General features: G+C 70.1%; 15 protein-coding genes. 9 read left to right on the forward strand and 6 right to left on the reverse strand.

The window, feature by feature from the left end:
• The first annotated feature begins 3 nt into the window (after positions 1–3).
• Genes AB0M62_RS04085 through ybaK form a run of 3 tightly spaced genes read left to right on the forward strand, consistent with a single transcriptional unit; the run spans position 4 to position 2,273 of the window.
• Positions 4–996, forward strand: coding sequence for a hypothetical protein (locus tag AB0M62_RS04085; RefSeq protein ID WP_366072525.1), 993 nt, complete (start codon positions 4–6; stop codon positions 994–996).
• Positions 997–1,001: 5 nt separating this feature from the next.
• Positions 1,002–1,742: an LON peptidase substrate-binding domain-containing protein gene (locus AB0M62_RS04090; RefSeq protein WP_366072526.1), complete on the forward strand. Its 741-nt coding sequence runs from the start codon at positions 1,002–1,004 to the stop codon at positions 1,740–1,742.
• 18 nt (positions 1,743–1,760) lie between these two features.
• Positions 1,761–2,273, forward strand: coding sequence for a Cys-tRNA(Pro) deacylase (gene ybaK / locus AB0M62_RS04095; protein WP_366072527.1), 513 nt, complete (start codon positions 1,761–1,763; stop codon positions 2,271–2,273).
• Positions 2,274–2,306: 33 nt separating this feature from the next.
• Here the strand turns inward: ybaK and AB0M62_RS04100 are convergent, their stop codons facing one another.
• The 4 genes from AB0M62_RS04100 to AB0M62_RS04115 form a co-directional block, all read right to left on the reverse strand.
• Positions 2,307–2,978, reverse strand: coding sequence for a hypothetical protein (locus AB0M62_RS04100; RefSeq protein ID WP_366072528.1), 672 nt, complete (start codon positions 2,976–2,978; stop codon positions 2,307–2,309).
• Between the two features lie 70 nt (positions 2,979–3,048).
• On the reverse strand, positions 3,049–3,897 hold the full coding sequence (locus AB0M62_RS04105) for an ABC transporter permease (RefSeq protein WP_366072529.1): 849 nt from the start codon (positions 3,895–3,897) through the stop codon (positions 3,049–3,051).
• 103 nt (positions 3,898–4,000) lie between these two features.
• Positions 4,001–4,972, reverse strand: a complete 972-nt coding sequence (locus AB0M62_RS04110) for an ABC transporter ATP-binding protein (RefSeq protein WP_366072687.1) — start codon at positions 4,970–4,972, stop codon at positions 4,001–4,003.
• Between the two features lie 128 nt (positions 4,973–5,100).
• On the reverse strand, positions 5,101–6,321 hold the full coding sequence (locus tag AB0M62_RS04115; protein WP_366072530.1) for an NYN domain-containing protein: 1,221 nt from the start codon (positions 6,319–6,321) through the stop codon (positions 5,101–5,103).
• Between the two features lie 258 nt (positions 6,322–6,579).
• Here AB0M62_RS04115 and AB0M62_RS04120 point away from each other — a divergent pair, with 258 nt between their 5' ends.
• Entirely contained in the window at positions 6,580–6,756 is a 177-nt protein-coding gene (locus tag AB0M62_RS04120) for a hypothetical protein (protein WP_366072531.1), read from the forward strand.
• A gap of 100 nt (positions 6,757–6,856) precedes the next feature.
• Here the strand turns inward: AB0M62_RS04120 and dnaE are convergent, their stop codons facing one another.
• Positions 6,857–10,396, reverse strand: coding sequence for a DNA polymerase III subunit alpha (gene dnaE / locus AB0M62_RS04125; RefSeq protein ID WP_366072532.1), 3,540 nt, complete (start codon positions 10,394–10,396; stop codon positions 6,857–6,859).
• Positions 10,397–10,610: 214 nt separating this feature from the next.
• On the opposite strand from dnaE, the gene AB0M62_RS04130 reads away from it, so the two are divergent.
• The 5 genes from AB0M62_RS04130 to AB0M62_RS04150 all read left to right on the forward strand — a co-directional run bounded on the left by AB0M62_RS04130 (position 10,611) and on the right by AB0M62_RS04150 (position 16,554).
• Entirely contained in the window at positions 10,611–11,945 is a 1,335-nt protein-coding gene (locus AB0M62_RS04130; RefSeq protein ID WP_366072533.1) for a DUF2252 domain-containing protein, read from the forward strand.
• 35 nt (positions 11,946–11,980) lie between these two features.
• Positions 11,981–12,670: a hypothetical protein gene (locus AB0M62_RS04135; RefSeq protein ID WP_366072534.1), complete on the forward strand. Its 690-nt coding sequence runs from the start codon at positions 11,981–11,983 to the stop codon at positions 12,668–12,670.
• Between the two features lie 49 nt (positions 12,671–12,719).
• Complete coding sequence (locus AB0M62_RS04140; protein WP_366072535.1) at positions 12,720–13,514, forward strand: DsbA family protein; 795 nt, start codon at positions 12,720–12,722, stop codon at positions 13,512–13,514.
• Positions 13,515–13,639: 125 nt separating this feature from the next.
• Positions 13,640–15,283 carry an alkaline phosphatase D family protein gene (locus AB0M62_RS04145; RefSeq protein WP_366072536.1) on the forward strand — a complete coding sequence of 548 codons (1,644 nt, stop codon included), beginning with the start codon at positions 13,640–13,642 and terminating at the stop codon, positions 15,281–15,283.
• A gap of 344 nt (positions 15,284–15,627) precedes the next feature.
• Entirely contained in the window at positions 15,628–16,554 is a 927-nt protein-coding gene (locus AB0M62_RS04150) for a zinc metalloprotease (protein WP_366072688.1), read from the forward strand.
• A gap of 88 nt (positions 16,555–16,642) precedes the next feature.
• Here the strand turns inward: AB0M62_RS04150 and AB0M62_RS04155 are convergent, their stop codons facing one another.
• Complete coding sequence (locus tag AB0M62_RS04155; protein WP_366072537.1) at positions 16,643–17,212, reverse strand: dienelactone hydrolase family protein; 570 nt, start codon at positions 17,210–17,212, stop codon at positions 16,643–16,645.
• Positions 17,213–17,235: the final 23 nt, after the last annotated feature.

The raw sequence follows: 17,235 nt of genomic DNA on the forward strand, positions 1-17,235 counted from the left end.
ACCATGCTTTTCCACCGCGGTCACCGTCCGGCCGTCACCCGGCCGTCGCCTGACGCCGCTGTCGACGAGGTGCTGCTCGACGCACCCGACACGCGGCTCGGTCCGGCGCTGGTCGCAGCCGGGCAGGGCGACCACGGGCCGGCCGCCAAGCTGCTCGCCATGACCCGCGAGAACGCCGAGTGGGAGAACCGCGACCGGTACGCCGTGCGGCTCGCCGCCTTCGCCCACCGCCGCCCCGAGTGGTTCGCCGGCTGGCTGGCCGCCGCCCCCGGCGACCCGGACGCTCTGGTCGTCTCGGCCGAACTCACCGTTCGCCGGGTCTGGGAATCACCGGCTCGCGCCGAACTCCTGCGCGAGGCGGCGCCGCTCATCCGTACCGCCGTCACCGAGGGCGCCCCCGGGGACCCCGTGCCGTGGCGGATCGCCCTCGACCACGCGTGCGGGACCGACGCGGCCCCCCAGGAGTTCGAAGCATTGTGGGCGCAGGCCCTGCGGCGCGCCCCGCACCACTACGGCTGCCACGTCTCCGCCCTGCTGTACCTGTCCGTCCAGGGCTCCCAGCAGGAGTGCTTCGACTTCGCCGAGCGGGCCGCGGAAGACACCACGCCCGGCTCCCTCATCCAGGCCCTGCCCGTGCGGGCCGCGCTCGCGTGCCTCAGAGGCGGGGGCACGGCGCCCGTGCCGGTCGGCCGCATCGACCGGGCCGCCGAGCTCGCGATCGCCCTCTCCGCCCAGTACGTGGCGGGCGACCCCTGGCCGGCGGAGGTGCGCAACGTCCTCGCGTACGTACTCCTCGCGCGTCAGCGGTGGGCCGAAGCGTCCAGGCAGTTCCGGCTCATCGGCCCGTACGCGACGTCCTTCCCGTGGGACATGTTCACCGACGATCCGCTCGACCGGTTCCTTGCCGCACGCGACGCCGTCCGGGCCCGTACGGCCCCGCAGGTCCCGTTGGGTGGACGGGCCGGACGGATCCGCCGCCGCGGCCATTACGCTTGAGCGTTGTGACCACCGCTCGCCTCCCGCTCTTCCCGCTGAACTCGGTACTGTTCCCGGGCCTCGTGCTGCCCTTGAATGTCTTCGAGGAGCGCTATCGCGCCCTGATGCGCGACCTGTTGAAGACTGATGAGGATGAGCCGCGCAGGTTCGCCGTCGTCGCGATCAAGGACGGCCGGGAGGTCGCTCCGACCGCGCCCGGCCTGCCGGACCAGACCGCCGTGCCCGAGCGCGGCCCTGGCGCGGGCTTCGGCGACGACCCGATCCATGCCTTCCACCCGGTGGGCTGCGTCGCGGACGCGGCGACCATCCGCGAGCGTGAGGACGGCGGCTTCGAGGTACTGGCCACCGGCACCACGCGGGTCCGTCTGCTGTCGGTCGACGCGACCGGCCCGTATCTCGTCGCCGAACTCGAGGAACTTCCCGAGGACTCCGGCGAGGGAGCGGGCGCGCTGGCCGAGGGCGTGCTGCGCGCCTTCCGCAACTACCAGAAGCGTCTGGCCGGAGCGCGCGAGCGCTCGCTGTCCACCGGAGCGGAGCTGCCGGACGAGCCGTCGGTGGTCTCGTACCTCGTGGCGGCCGCGGCGGTGCTGGACACCCCGGCCAAGCAGCGGCTGCTCCAGGCACCGGACACCGCGAGCCGGCTCGCGGAGGAGCTCAGACTGCTCCGCTCCGAGACGGCGGTGATCCGCCATCTCCCGTCGCTTCCGGCCGTCGACCTGACCAGGGCTCCGACGAGCCCCAACTGACCTTGAGGCAGGCGCTCCTTGGCCACGAAGAACACGAAGAGGCCGAAGCGGCAACAGTCCGCCGGCACCCCCGCGACAGTCGCCCTCACGACCGCGGGAACCGATTTCACGGTCCACGCCTACGAGCACGACCCCGCGGCCGCCTCCTACGGCGAGGAGGCCGCCCAGGCTCTGGGCGTGTCGCCGGACCAGGTCTTCAAGACACTGATCGCGGACGTGGACGGCGAACTCACCGTCGCCGTGGTCCCGGTGTCCGGCTCACTGGACCTCAAGGCCCTGGCGGCAGCGGTGGGCGGCAAGCGGGCGGCGATGGCCGACCCCGCGGCCGCGGAGCGCACCACGGGCTATGTGCGGGGCGGTATCTCTCCGCTGGGCCAGCGCAAGAGGCTGCGCACGGTCCTGGACGCCTCGGCGTCCGCCCATGACACGGTCTGCGTCTCGGCGGGCCGCCGTGGCCTCGAGATCGAGCTCGCCCCGTCGGCCCTGGCGTCCCTGACCCACGCGACCCTGGCTCGGATCGCCCGCCCCTGAGCCTGTCCGGAACCGAGCCTTCCGGAACGGAACCTACCGCCGCGCCGGCCCGGAGCCTTCCGTCGGCGGAGCCGGGTACGGTCCCCAGTCCAGCTCGGGCTCCGGGTCGCGGGGGCCGAACACCGCTGTCAGCCCGAGGTGCGTCGCCAGCGCCGCCATCGGCCACGCCAGCAGCGCCCCCTTGGCCACCAGCTCGAGGGGCGAGGCGAAGGGGACCCCTTCGCCGACCGCCTTCGCCTGCTCCACCACGTCCTGGTGGGGGCCGAGCTGTACGCCGAGCTGCCAGGCCACGATCGATCCCAGCAGGCCGCCCACGGCCAGACCGACCACCAGCGGGATGCCGCCGCGTCGGCGGAACCAGAAGACCGCGGCCGCACTCAGCGCACCGAAACCGAGCGCCAGCAGTATGAATGTGCCGTCCGCTCCCACGGCGGCCTCGCCCTCGGTGTCCTTGAGGAAGACGGCCTCGCCGTTGGAGACGAGCTGGACCCGTGGCGCCAGCCACAGCCACAGCAGCCCCAGCAGCGCACCGGTGGCGGCCACCACGACCGTCACCACGGCGGCCTGTCGCACCTCCGCCGCCGTTCCGGGCCCGTCGTCCCGCACCGGTCCGGCCGGTGCATAGTAGGGCGAGCCTCCGGCGGAGGGCTGCTGCCAGGAATCGTTGGGGGGCTGCTCGTGAGGCGGCGTCAGAGGTGCGGTCACCCTGCCATCGTGCCAGGCTGCCGCCGCACACCCGGAGGCGGGACGTCCGATCGGGTGTGCGGGCCGCGGGTCAGCGGACGGCCGCGCGGCGGTACGCCCAGGTCGCGACGGCCAGGGAGACCATGCCCACGCCCGCGCACACCGCCAGATCCAGCCCGACCGCCGACCAGTCGGGATGGGGATCGAAAGTGCGGGCGAGCGCCTCCACGCCATAGGTCGAGGGCAGCAGGTCCCGCGCGTACCCGAGAGGGCCGGGAAGCCGGTCGGGCGGCAGTACGCCCAGCAGCAGTGCGGCGGACATGCCCAGCTGCCCGAGCAGCGTGGCGAGCTCCTGCCGCGGGGCGAGCAGCCCCAGCGCCGCGCCCAGGCCGGCCAGGGCGGCGCCGGAGAGGGGGATGACAGCGGCCAGGATCCACAGGTGGGTCATGGGCAGCTGGAACAGCGTGGAGCCCACGACCGCCGTGACGACGGTCCCGGGCACGGTGAAGGAGGCGTACGCGGCCGCCGCCCCCAGCACCACGGCGGCGGGCGGCACCGGCAGTGTGGCGTAGTGGTCGAGGCCGCCCCCCGCCCTGAGCTGCCCGAAGTACTGGGCCAGCAGATTGAGCGCGACGAATGCGACGACGAGCACGCTTGATCCCGCGACCACGGCCCGCGCTTCGGAACCGCCGTCGACGACTCCGCGCATCAGGACCATGATCCCGACGGACTGGAAGGTGGCCACGAAGAGCAGCGGGATCCGGGCCACACGGGCACGCGAGAGCTGCGCCCGGTACACGGCCACGAGCGAGGGCAGCAGGCGGGCCCGGGGCGCCAGCGGTGCGGCGTCCTGCGCGGGCACCGCGCTCTGCACCGGGGCCTGCCGCCCGGTCACCGCCTCGGCGGGCACGACACTCACGCTGTGGTGCTCCTGTCCCATACGTTCCTGCTCACCGGGTCCGGCGCTTTCCGGCGGGCCGCGTCCCCCGCGTTCCCGCGCGGGGCGCCCGTGCGCGCCCCTGTGCCACGCCGCGTTCCCCGGCTCACGCCTTCACCAGCCCCTTCGTACGCCCTCCGAGCGCCATGTAGACGTCCTCCAGGCTCGGCGTCGCGAGAGTGAAGTCGTCCAGCGCCGCGAAGGCAGCTCCCCCGGTCACCGCGGCGACCGCCGCCCGCGCCTCGTCGGGGGCCAGCCGCAGCACCCAGCTGCGGCCGGACTCCTGGGCGGAGCCGCGCAGTGCGGCGACCTCGGGTACGTCGAGCGGCGCCCGCTCCCGCCAGACCAGTTCCAGCCGTACCTCGCCGGCGACCTGCGCCTTGAGCCCGGCCGGGGTGTCGCAGGCGATGACCTTGCCGCGTTCGAGGACGGCGACCCGGTCGAGCACCGTCTCGGCCTCGATGACGTTGTGGGTGACGAGGAGGACCGTCGCGCCGTTCTCCGCGCGTCGCCGGTCGACCGCGGCCCAGACGGCACGCCGCGCCACCGGGTCCATGCCGGTGGTCGGCTCGTCCAGGACCAGCACCGGCCGTTCGCCGACGAGCGCTGTCGCGAAGCAGGCCAGCCGCCGCTGCCCGCCGGACAGCTTTTTCAGGGGCCGCCCGGCGATGTCCGTGAGCCCCAGCTCGTCCAGTACGGCGTCGCGCTCGGCCCGCGCCGTCCGCGCGTCGAGCCCGCGAAGCCGCCCGGTGGTCTCGGCGGCGAGCGAGACGGTGAGTTCGTCGAGCGCGGTCGACTCCTGGCCGAGATAGCCGATGAGCCGGGACGCGCGCTCGGGGTGGCGCACGAGATCGTGGCCCAGCATGCGGACCGTGCCGGAGTCGGGCCGCATGAGCCCGGTCAGCTGGCGCACGACGGTGGATTTGCCGGCGCCGTTGGGGCCGAGCAGGCCGAAGATCTCGCCTTGGCGTACGTCCAGGGAGATGCCGTCCGTGGCCCGCACTTCCGCGGTCGCCGGGGCGCCGCGGCGCCCGCGCACGGCCGGGTACGTCTTGACCAGGTCACGCACCGCGCACACGACCGGGGCCTGCGCCGTTCCGGCTGCGCCGCCGTGTCCCGCCTGTGCTGTGCCCGTACTCACGAGGGATGAGCCTACGTGGTTCCGCTCCACGGAACGCGCCCGGGTTGCGTGGACGGGGCGCGGAGCTACTCCCCCGCGGGACCCGTCGACGCGTGCTCGGCCGCGGCCCGGACGTCGATTTCACGCCAGAACCCGGCGCGGATCGCATAGCGGTCGTGCTCGTCGATCTGGTCGTCCTTGTGAGTGAGGAGTCCGAACCTGGCCGCGTACCTGAGCAGTTCGCCGTCGATGCGGTGCGGAATCCGCGGGTACATCGTCGACAGCTTCTGCAGATGAACGGTCTCCGGCAGCCGCTCCATCCAGCGCCGCGCGAAGACCTGCCCCACCTCGAAGGGGTCGCCGCCGACCGTGGTGATGTCCTCCTCCCGGTCCGCCCAGCGCTGCTCGGCGCTGGTGAGCTGCGCCAGGGTGGGCAGCGAGGCGGTCTCGGCCGGCTCGCCGAGCGGACCGCCGCGCTCGACCCAGCCCCGGTCGGAGGACCAGCGCAGGGTCGCGTTTGCGGGATGCTGCGCCGGCTGCGTACCGGGGCCGCGCAGGCTCGCCAGGTCCTTGGGGGTGGGAACGCTCTTGGAGCCGGGCGCCCCCTGGACGTGCGCGGCCGCGGCGCCGTTCCCGTTGGGCGCGGGCGTGGTGCCGTTGCGGGTCGCCTCCGCGAGCGCGGACTCGGGCAGGGGGGCGGAGAGGATCGCCGCGATCTCGGGGCGCGGCACCGGCGGCGGCGCGCAGATGCCGGTCAGTTCCTTCGGGCGTACCGCCCCTGTGATCCAGGCGCGGTCGAGCACCCGCCGCTCGTCGGCCTCGGCGACAAGGTCCTCGGACTGGTTGTAGTCGCCGTCGGCGGCCTGGACCGCCCACAGGTGTACGGCGACCCCGTGTTCCTTCGCGGACATCAGGCCGGGCAGCAGATCGCCGTCGCCCGTCACGAGGACCACATCGGAGCAGGCGCGGTTTCTGGCCAGTTCGGTGAGTTCCGCGTGCATCGCCGCGTCGACGCCCTTCTGCGCCCAGCGTCCGTCGCTGCGTGTCAGTGCGCCCAGCCGGACCGTGACGCGGGGCATGACGCGCAGCCGCCGGTGCTCGGGCTGCGGGACCCGGTCCGGGGCGCCGTCGAACCAGTAGATGCGCAGCAGCGGCTGTTCCGTGTCCGCCTCCGCCCGCTCGCGCAGGCCCTGGATGAGGGCGGTGTGGTCGACTGTGATGCGGGAGCGGGAAGGTTCTCCGGCGAGAAGGCTCGCGGCGGCGCCCAGCAGATAGCCGGCGTCAACCAGGACGACGCAGCGGTCCACGCTTCCACCCTCTTTCCGGGGGTCCCCCGCCAAAGGGAGGGGGCGGGTTATGCATCGGGTTTCCTTCGAGTCTGCCCGACCGTGCGGGGGTTAACGGCCGGAACTCGATCATCGGCGCGGCGGATGGCGAAGTTATCTCGAACTTGTTCCGAGACGACCCTCAATCACACAAAGCAATGATCCAAAATGCACAGATTGTCAGCTTGTGTGAGTCTGGTTCCCGGCCCTGGCCCCTAGTTTCCCCACGGAGGCATCACCATGGCCAAGAACAAGAACCGGAAACAGAGCAGCCAGCACGACCGGTCTGCCGCGGAGCGCGGAGCCGAGCACGCGAGGTCCTCTTCGATGGACGCGGCGCAGCACATCCAGTCCAAGGCGCAGGGCAGCCCCGCGGATGTTGCCCGCAAGCACCAGCGGCGCTTCGGCCACAACTGACGGCCGGAACAGCGGCACATGACGAAGGGCGCGCCCGCCGGGGCGCGCCCTTCGTCTTGCCTTCCGTCGGTCGCCCGGACCGGCGCCCGGACCGGGTGGCCTACCCCGCGAGGCAGGACGGGCCGAGCAGCACCTTCAGGTCGCCGAACAGCGCCGGATCGGGTTGGACACGGTGCCGGTCGAGCCTGAGCACTGTCGTCTTACGTGCACCCTGGAGCCTGATGCGCACCTCGGTGTTGCCGCGGTGGTGGCCGAGAATCTCGCCGAGCCGGCTGACCATCGGCGGGGTGACCTTGACCGTCGGAATGGTGATCACCACCGGCGCGTTGGTGCCCGCCGACGACAGGTCGGGGACCATCAGTTCCATGGCGACCAGCCGGGGCACGTCCTCGCGCTTGTCGAGCCGGCCCTTGACGAAGACCACGGCGTCCTCGACGAGCTGGGTCGAGACCAGCTGGTACGTCGCCGGGAAGAACATGCACTCGATGGAGCCGGCCAGGTCCTCGACGGTTGCGATGGCCCAGGCGTTGCCCTGCTTGGTCATCTTGCGCTGCAGGCCTGAGATGATGCCGCCGATGGTGACGATCGCGCCGTCGGCGTGCTCACCGCCGGTCAGCTGGGAGATGGACGCGTCCGCCTTGTCGTTCAGGACGTGCTCGATACCGAACAGCGGGTGGTCGGACACGTAGAGTCCGAGCATCTCGCGCTCCTGAGCCAGCAGGTAGGCCTTCTCCCACTCGACGTCGGAGAACTCGACGTCGAGACCGAAGCCCGGCTCGTCGCCGGCCTCCTCACCCATGCCGCCGAAGAGGTCGAACTGGCCCTCGGCCTCCTTGCGCTTGACCTGCACCACGTTGTCGATCATCGGCTCGTGGTGGGCGACCAGGCCCTTGCGGGTGTGGCCCATCTCGTCGAAGGCGCCGGCCTTGATCAGCGACTCGACGGTGCGCTTGTTGCAGACGACGGCCTCGACCTTGTCGAGAAAGTCGGGGAAGGACGTGTACTTGCCCTTCGCCTTGCGGCTTCGGATGATCGAGTCCACCACGTTCTGCCCGACATTGCGGACGGCGGTCAGCCCGAAGAGGATCACGTCGTCGCCCTGCGCGGCGAAGTTCGACTCCGACTCGTTCACATTGGGCGGCAGCACCTTGATGCCCATACGCCGGCACTCGTTGAGGTAGATGGCCGACTTGTCCTTGTCGTCCTTGACGGACGTCAGCAGCGCGGCCATGTACTCGGCGGGGTAGTTCGCCTTGAGGTACGCCGTCCAGTAGGTGACCAGCCCGTACGCGGAGGAGTGCGCCTTGTTGAAGGCGTATCCGGCGAACGGCACCAGCACGTCCCACAGCGCCTTGATCGCCGCGTCCGAGAAGCCCTTCTTCTTGGCGCCCGCCTGGAAGAGAACGAAGTTCTTCTCCAGCTCGTCGGCCTTCTTCTTGCCCATCACGCGGCGCAGGATGTCGGCCTCGCCGAGCGAGTAGCCGGCGATGATCTGGGCGGCCTTCTGCACCTGCTCCTGGTACACGATGAGGCCGTAGGTGAGGCCGAGGACCTCCTTGAGCGGCTCCTCCAGCTCCGGGTGGATCGGTGTGATCTCCTGCTGGCCGTTCTTGCGGAGCGCGTAGTTCGTGTGCGAGTTCATGCCCATCGGGCCCGGCCGGTAGAGGGCCGAGACGGCGGAAATGTCCTCGAAGTTGTCGGGCTTCATCAGCCGCAGCAGGGACCGCATCGGGCCGCCGTCGAACTGGAAGACGCCGAGCGTGTCACCGCGCTGGAGGAGTTCGTACGTCTTAGGGTCGTCCAGCGGGATTTCGAGCAGCTCGAGATCGATGCCCTTGTTGGCCTTCACCATCTTGACGGCGTCGTCCATGATCGTGAGGTTGCGCAGGCCGAGGAAGTCCATCTTCAGCAGGCCGAGCGACTCACAGCTGGGGTAGTCCCACTGCGTGATGGTCACGCCGTCGGAGTGCCGCACCCAGACCGGGACGTGGTCGGTGATCGTCTCGCTGGACATGATCACGCCGGCCGCGTGCACACCCATCTGACGCACCAGGCCCTCGACGCCCTTGGCGGTGTCGATGACCTTCTTCACATCCGGCTCGTTCTCGTACATCCCCCGGATCTCGCCCGCCTCGCTGTAGCGCGGGTGGCTCGGGTCGGTGATGCCGTTGAGGTCGATGCCCTTGCCCAGGACGTCGGCGGGCATCGCCTTGGTGAGCCGGTCGCCCATCGCGTACGGGTAACCGAGCACCCGCGCCGAGTCCTTGATCGCGTTCTTCGCCTTGATCTTGCCGTACGTCCCGATCATGGCGACCTTGTCGGCGCCGTACTTCTCGGTGACGTACCGGATCACCTCACCGCGCCTGCGCTCGTCGAAGTCGATGTCGACGTCGGGCATGGAGATGCGCTCGGGGTTCAGGAACCGCTCGAAGATCAGGCCGTGCTCGATCGGGTCGAGGTCGGTGATGCCCATGGCGTACGCGACGATCGAACCGGCCGCGGAGCCTCGGCCGGGGCCCACCGCGATGCCGTTGTTCTTGGCCCACATGATGAAGTCGGCGACCACGAGGAAGTACCCCGGGAAGCCCATCTCGATGATGATGCCCATCTCGTACTCGACCTGCTTGAGGCGGTCCTCCGGGATGCCGCCCGGGTACCGCCGGGCCATGCCGCGCATGGTCTCCTCGCGGAACCAGGTGACCTCCGTGAAGCCCTCCGGCACCTCGAACTTCGGCATCAGGTTCCGCTCCTGGAACCAGCCCTCGGTGTTGATCTGCTGAGCGACCAGCAGGGTGTTCGCGCATCCCTCCTGCCAGGCGTCCGAGGAGTCGACCGCGTACATCTCGTCCGTCGACTTCAGGTAGTAGCCCGTGCCGTCGAACCGGAAGCGGTCCGGGTCGGAGAGGTTCTTACCGGTCTGGATACAGAGCAGGGCGTCGTGGGCGGACGCCTCGTGCGCGTACGTGTAGTGCGAGTCGTTGGTGACGATCGGCGGAATGCCGATCTTCTTGCCGATCTCCAGCAGTCCGTCGCGGACCCGGCGCTCGATCTCGATGCCGTGGTCCATCAGCTCCAGGAAGTAGCGGTCCTTGCCGAAGATGTCCTGGTACTCGGAGGCCGCCTTCAGCGCCTCGTCGAACTGGCCGAGGCGCAGCCGCGTCTGTACCTCCCCGGAGGGGCAGCCGGTGGAGGCGATGAGCCCCTCCGACCACTGGGCGATGGTCTCCTTGTCCATCCGCGGCCACTTGGTCAGCCAGCCTTCGGCGTACGCGTCGGAGGAGAGCCGGAAGAGGTTGTGCAGGCCGGTCTTGTCGGCCGCCCAGATCGTCTTGTGGGTGTAGCCGCCGGAACCGGATACGTCGTCCCGCTTCTGGTGCGGCTGGCCCCACTGGATGCGCCGCTTGTTCCGCCGGGACTCGGGCGCGACGTACGCCTCGATGCCGATGATGGGGGTGACCCCGGCCTTCTTGGCCGTGTGGAAGAAGTCGTACGCCCCGTGCAGGTTGCCATGGTCGGTCATGGCGATGTGCGTCATGCCCATCTCGGTGCAGGCGTTGAACATGTCCTTGAGCCGCGCGGCACCGTCCAGCAGCGAGTACTGGGTGTGGACGTGAAGGTGCGTGAAAGGCGGCTTGGTCACGGCGGAGGCCTCCAGCGGAACGGTCGATGACGGGTCGGGTGAACAGCGTCGAAGTCTACGTCTCCCCACTGACAATGCAGGGGGACGGCGCGAAGCCGCCCCGGCCCGGACCGGGGGCCCGGGTCACGGCAGGGCGGGCACTCGCAACTACCTTCGTGCGTTGGAAGGGCTGGAACCCCCGTCCCAGTTGTCATGTACCAGGAGGCACCCAGCGATGTCGGTCCCGCAGCCCACTGCCGAGCAGCGCGGCGAGCAGATCCTCGCCGTCTTCGAGACCGCCTTCGGCGAACTCCTGGCAGCCGACCCGGCCGCCTTCCAGGTGAAGTTCCGCAAGATGGCCGCGTCGGCGTTCGCGTTCTACCGCGGCACCGCCTCCCTCTTCTACCGGGACCTGGACGACGGCCGGTACGACGGGGCCTATCTGGACGACCGGACCAGCCGGGTGTGGATCCACGGCGATCTGCACGCCGAGAACTTCGGCACGTACATGGACTCCAACGGCCGCCTGATCTTCAACGTCAACGACTTCGACGAGGCGTACGTGGGCCCCTTCACCTGGGACCTCAAGCGCTTCGCCGCCTCCGTGGCGCTGATCGGCTACACCAAGGCGCTCAGCGACGAGCAGATCACCGCGCTGGTTCGGACGTACGCCGCCGCCTACCGCGAGCGCATCCACGCCCTGGCGACCGGTGCCAAGAACGACGAGGTGCCGCCCTTCACCCTGGACACGGCGGAGGGGCCGCTGCTGGACGCGCTGCGCGTCGCCCGCTCGCTCACCCGCTTCGGGCTGCTCGACTCGATGACCGAGATCCGCGAGTTCGAGCGCCGCTTCGCGCCCGGCGGCGGCTCGATCGAGCTGGACGCCGCCACCCGCTACAAGGTGCTCGCCGCGTTCGACGGCTACCTGGAGACCCTGCCCGAGTCGAGCCTGGCCCGCCCCGACTCCTACCGGGTGAAGGATGTCGTCGGCCGCCGCGGCATCGGCATCGGCTCGGCCGGTCTGCCGTCGTACAACATCCTGCTGGAGGGCAACAGCGACGCCCTCGAGAACGACGTCGTCATCTATCTGAAGCAGGCGCAGACGCCGGCCGTCTCCCGGCACATCACCGACCCGGCCGTCCGCGACTACTTCCAGCACGAGGGACACCGCACGGTGATCTCCCAGCGGGCGCTCCAGGCCCACGCCGACCCGTGGCTGGGCTGGACCGAGCTGGACGGCTCGGGGCAGCTGGTGGCCGAGGTCTCGCCGTACGCGGTGGACCTCGACTGGTCGGACATCGACGACTTGGAGGAGATCGCGGAGGTCGTCGCCGACCTCGGCCGGGCCACGGCCACCATGCACTCGGCGGCGGACGACGAGAGCGGCCACTCGCTGGTGCCGTTCTCGACGGAACGGGCCATCGACGCGGCGATCGCGGCCGACGAGGACGGCTTCGGGGAACTGCTGGTGGACTTCGCGCACTCCTACGGGGCCCAGGCGCGGGCGGATCACCAGATCTTCGTCGACCTCTTCCGCAACGGCAGGATTCCGGGCCTCCTGCGGCCTTAGGGACCTCATACAAGAAGGCATGGCACACTCACCCGGTGGACATCTCGGCGACCCGGCTCAGGGCATTGCGCGCGGCGCTTTTCACAGCGCTCGTCGTGACGCTCTCGGCTGCCTCGCACGTCTCGCTGTCCGGGGTGCCGCTGCCGCTGACCGTGGTCGGCGCCCTGTCCGGCGCGGTGTTCGCCCTTGCCTATGCACTGGCCGGCCGGGAGCGCGGCTACTGGCGGATCGCCGGGCTGCTCGTCCCACTGGAGCTGGCGGCCGACACGGTCTTCACCACCGGCCAGCACGTCTGTTACGGACAGGCCGGCGGCCCGGTCGCGGGCCCGCTGCGCTCGTTCGGTGTGGACGTGCTCTGCGGAGGCTCCGACGTCGGGGCCCCGCTGGCCGAAGTCACCGGCCAGGCGCGGAACCCGGCGGCCCTGCTGCTGGACTCCCCCGGCCCCGCCACCCCCTGGCTCCTCCTCGCCACGCATGTCGCGGTCGGGCTGCTGGCCGCCGGCTGGCTGCGACACGGTGAGAGCGCGCTCTCCCAGCTGCTGCGCGCGGTGGCCGCCTTCACGTTCCGGCCGTTGGCGATCGCGGTGGCCGCGGCCGGTTCCGTGGCTGCTCCGGTACGGCCGCGGACCCGGCCCGCCCGCCGCACGCACACCGCTCACGCCCGTGTCCTCGTGCACTCCGTCGGACGGCGCGGACCGCCCTGCTCGGCGCTCACCCCCGCCTGAGCACTGCAGCCTCCGCGCTGCGCCCCACGTCATCACACGGAGAACGATCATGAGTGCACGCAACAGCCAGGCCAACAAGGCTGCCGCCCGCGAGCGGCTGCGCCAGGAGCGCGAACGCCAGGCCCAGAAGGACAAGACTCGCCGCCGGCTGGTCGTGGCCGGTTCCGTCGTCGGCGTCCTCGCACTGGCCGGCGGCGCCGGCTACGCCGTCACGCAGATGAACAAGCCCGGCGCCTGGGAGGCGGCCGCCGACAAGAAGCTTGTCGCGCCGAAGAACACCGAGGGCGAGAACGGCACGACGGTCCTCCTCGGCAAGAAGAACGCGAAGAAGACGCTGGAACTGTACGAGGACGCGCGCTGCCCGATCTGCGCGACCTTCGAGCAGTCGGTCGGTGAGCAGATCAAGAGGGACATCGACGACGGCAAGTACCGGGTCCAGTACATCGGCGCCACTTTCATCGACAACTCCGACAACGGCGAGGGCTCGAAGAACGCACTGAGCGCGCTGGGCGCGGCACTGGACGTGAGCCCCGAGGCGTTCCTGGAGTACAAGGCCGCCCTCTACTCCAAGGAGAACCACCCGGAGGAGAGCAAGGACAAGTTCGCCGACGACAGCTATCTGCTGAAGATCGCGGACGGGGTCGCCGCCCTCGAGAACAACGCGGCGTTCGAGAAGGCAGTGAAGGACGGCACCTACGACAAGTGGGCGCTGGAGATGTCGAAGACCTTCGACAGGAGCGGCGTTCAGGGCACCCCCACGCTGAAGATGGACGGCAAGAAGATCGAGACGCCGCAGACCCCCGGCGACTACACCAAGGCGATCGACGAGGCGCTGAAGGGCTGACGACGGAGCGCTGGGGCCTGGCCGCCCCGCCGCACTGACACACAGTCAACTGACCGACGACGGGCGGGCAAACTTTTCGGAGTTTGCCCGCCCGTCTCGCATACCGGTCAGTAATGTGATCATCCGTGACCAGTCTTCTCCCTTCTTCACCGCGTCGCCGCACGGTCGTCAAAGCCGCTGCCGCCACCGCCGTCGTCGCCCCGATAGCCTTCGGGGCCCCCGCTTCCGCCGCCGTCGTCGCGGCACCCTCCTTCCTGCACGGTGTCGCCTCCGGCGACCCGCTGCCCGACGGGGTCCTGCTGTGGACCCGCGTCACCCCCGCCCCGGACGCCCTCCCCGGCTCCGGCAAGGGCCCGGACACGAGCGTCAGTTGGGAGGTGGCGGAGGACAGGGGGTTCACGCAGCTGGTCGCCCGCGGCTCGACCACCGCGACCGCCGCCTCCGATCACACGGTCAAGGTCGACGTCAGGGGTCTGCGTCAGGCCACCGCCTACTACTTCCGTTTCACGGCGGGCGGCACGGTGTCGCCCGTCGGCCGGACCCGCACCACACCGGCCGTTGACGCGGCGACGGCCGACGTCCGCTTCGGCGTGGTCTCCTGCGCCAACTGGGAGTCGGGCTGGTTCTCGGCTTACAGACACCTGGCCGCCCGCACCGACCTCGACGCCGTCCTCCACCTCGGCGACTACATCTACGAATACGCGAGAGGCAGTTACCCGGACGCCGAGTACTCGGTACGACAGCACGAGCCCGGCAACGAGATCGTCACGCTTGCCGACTACCGCACCCGGCACGCGCACTACAAGACCGACGCCGACCTCCAGGCGCTGCACGCCGCGCACCCGGTCATCGCGATATGGGACGACCACGAAATCGCCAACGACGCCTGGTCGGGCGGCGCCGAGAACCACACCCCCGGCGCCGAGGGCGAGTGGACGCAGCGCGTGGACGCCGCCAAGCAGGCGTACTTCGAGTGGATGCCCGTACGCACGTCCACCGAGGGCACGGTGTACCGCCGGCTGCGCTTCGGCAAACTGGCCGACCTCCACCTCCTGGATCTGCGCTCCTTCCGGTCGCAGCAGGCCGCCGTGGGCAGTGGCAAGGTCGACGACCCGGAGCGTACGGTCACCGGCCGCGCCCAGCTGGACTGGCTCAAGTCGGGTCTGGCCTCCTCCGACGCGTCCTGGAAGCTGGTCGGCACCTCGGTGATGATCTCGCCGGTGGCCTTCGGCTCCGTACCGGCGCACCTGCTGGGTCCGCTGGCCGGGTTGCTCGGACTGCCCAAGGAGGGGCTGGCCGTCAACGTCGACCAGTGGGACGGCTATACGGACGACCGCAGGGAACTGCTCGCGCATCTGACCCAGCGGGGCATCAAGAACACCGTGTTCCTCACCGGCGACATCCATATGGCGTGGGCCAACGACGTGCCGGTCAAGGCGGCGACGTATCCGCTCTCGCAGTCCGCCGCCACGGAGTTCGTGGTCACCTCGGTGAGCTCCGACAACCTCGACGACATCCTTCATGTCGCCCCGGGGACGGTCTCGCTCGCCGCCTCCACCGCCGTCCGGGCCGCCAACCGCCACGTGAAGTGGGTGGACATGGACTCCCACGGCTACGGCGTGCTCGACGTCACTGCCGAGCGCTCGCAGATGGACTACTACGTCATCTCCGACAAGGCCGCACAGAACGCGACAGCGAAGTGGGCGCGCTCCTACCGCACGCTCAACGGAACGCAGAAGGTCGAGCGGGTGAGCCAGCCGGTGCGCTGATAGGCGATTTCCAGCCACAGCACGGCTTGTTACACACAGATCACACCAACGGGCGGGTGGTGTAAATCCGCCATCCGAAACCGGACACACCACCCGCCTCGGTAGTCATCTGCGTTACCAACAGATCTCAAAGTCCGGACCAGTCCGAAAGATTTCGCCCCGATGCCCCAATTGATCAAAGGATTGATTGGGCTTGTTCAATCCTCATCAAGATCTGGCATGCACACGTAATCTCCCGGCAGTGGCGAGGAAGTCACCTCCGCCCGCCCCCACAAGGAGTCAACGTGCGTGCTCTTGCCCGGATATCCCCCCGTCTGCGCAGCAGGTTCATCGCTACCGCAGTGATGGCCGGAACCCTTGCCCTCTCCCCGCTCTCCGCTCCCACGGGGATCGCCGCCGCCAAGGCCCCGGCAGACGACTGCGCCGGCACCGCGAGCGCGTCCGCCACCGCGCGCGAAGCACACCCCGGCGGCGCGTCGCACAAGGACGAGCCCAACGAGGTCACCGCCGCGCAGGCCAAGGCCATGGACGCCGACCTGGTGAAGAGACTCTCGAAGGCCCGGGCGAACGGAAGAAGTTTCTCCGCCGCCGCCGTGACCTCCATCCCGGTCTACTTCCACGTCATCCACAGCGGGAACACCGGCAAGCTCACCGCGACCGACATCAGTGAGCAGATGGCGGTCCTCAACTCGGCCTTCGGCGGCCAGGGCACCGGCAACGCCAACACCAACTTCCAGTTCACGCTGGCCGCCACGGATTACACCGACAACGCCTCCTGGTACAACCTGGCCTCCGGCTCGACGCAGGAGAAGGCCATGAAGTCCGCGCTGCGCAAGGGCGGCGCCGGCGCGCTCAACTTCTACACCGCCAACCTCAGCGGCGGCCTGCTCGGCTGGGCGACCTTCCCCAGCTCGTACGGTTCGAGCCCGTCGATGGACGGCGTCGTCGTGCTCGACAAGTCGCTGCCCGGCGGATCCGCCGCCAACTACAACGAGGGCGACACCGCCACCCACGAGGTCGGCCACTGGCTGGGGCTCTACCACACCTTCCAGGGCGGCTGCAACGGCAACGGCGACTACGTCTCCGACACGCCGGCCGAGAAGAGCGCCGCGTACGAGTGCCCGACCGGGCGTGACACCTGCGCGAGCAAGGCGGGTGTCGACCCGATCCACAACTTCATGGACTACACGTACGACAACTGCATGTACCAGTTCACCGCGGGCCAGGTGGCGCGCATGACCAACAGCTGGACGGCCTACCGCGCAGGCTGACCTCCACTCATGCTGCGGCCGCCGGCAGGTTCTGCCGGCGGCCGCAGACCGTGCGAGCCCGTACGAGCCGCGCCGGCCTCCGTAACCCCTACAGCGTGTCCAGGAAGGCGAGGGCGACCCGCCAGGTCTGCTCGGCGGCCTCGGCGTCGTAGTCGGGCAGGTCCGGATCCGTGTAGAGGTGTCCGGCGCCCGGGTAGCTGTGGACCTCCACCTCCGCACCGGCCCGACGCGCCCTCAGATACCAGGCGTTCAGCCAGTCGTGCGGCTCGAAGGGGTCCGGGTCCGCGATGTGCAGCTGTACGGGCAGCTCGTCCACCGAGGCATCGTCGGCGATGTCGGACGTGCCGTGCAGCAGCAGCACTCCGCGGGCCTTGTCGTCGGCGAACGCCAGATGCTGCGCCACAGAGCCGCCGAACGAGAAACCGGCGTACACGAGACCCGCGTCCGAGTGCGGCGCGGCGGCCAGTACCGCCCGCTTGAGCAGTTCGTCCCTGCCGATCTCGTCCCGGAACGCCATGCCCTCCTCGACGCTCTCGAAGGTCCGACCCCCGAAGAGATCGGGCACGTGCACCTCGTGCCCGGCGGCACGCAGCCGCTCGGCGCCCGCGTGCACCGCGGGCCGCAGTCCGCAGGCCGAGTGGAAAAGCATGATGTTCATGAGGCCATGATGCCGGTTAGGTT

The sequence above is a fragment of the Streptomyces sp. NPDC051219 genome (assembly GCF_040682335.1).
GTDB lineage: Bacteria > Actinomycetota > Actinomycetes > Streptomycetales > Streptomycetaceae > Streptomyces.

Excerpts from the sequence above, each read along its gene's own strand:
- AB0M62_RS04085 (WP_366072525.1), top strand. The coding sequence starts at position 4 with ATGCTTTTCCACCGCGGTCACCGTCCGGCCGTCACCCGGCCGTCGCCT.
- AB0M62_RS04105 (WP_366072529.1), bottom strand. The coding sequence starts at position 3,897 with ATGGGACAGGAGCACCACAGCGTGAGTGTCGTGCCCGCCGAGGCGGTG.
- AB0M62_RS04120 (WP_366072531.1), top strand. The coding sequence starts at position 6,580 with ATGGCCAAGAACAAGAACCGGAAACAGAGCAGCCAGCACGACCGGTCT.
- AB0M62_RS04130 (WP_366072533.1), top strand. The coding sequence starts at position 10,611 with ATGTCGGTCCCGCAGCCCACTGCCGAGCAGCGCGGCGAGCAGATCCTC.
- AB0M62_RS04140 (WP_366072535.1), top strand. The coding sequence starts at position 12,720 with ATGAGTGCACGCAACAGCCAGGCCAACAAGGCTGCCGCCCGCGAGCGG.
- AB0M62_RS04150 (WP_366072688.1), top strand. The coding sequence starts at position 15,628 with ATGGCCGGAACCCTTGCCCTCTCCCCGCTCTCCGCTCCCACGGGGATC.
- AB0M62_RS04155 (WP_366072537.1), bottom strand. The coding sequence starts at position 17,212 with ATGAACATCATGCTTTTCCACTCGGCCTGCGGACTGCGGCCCGCGGTG.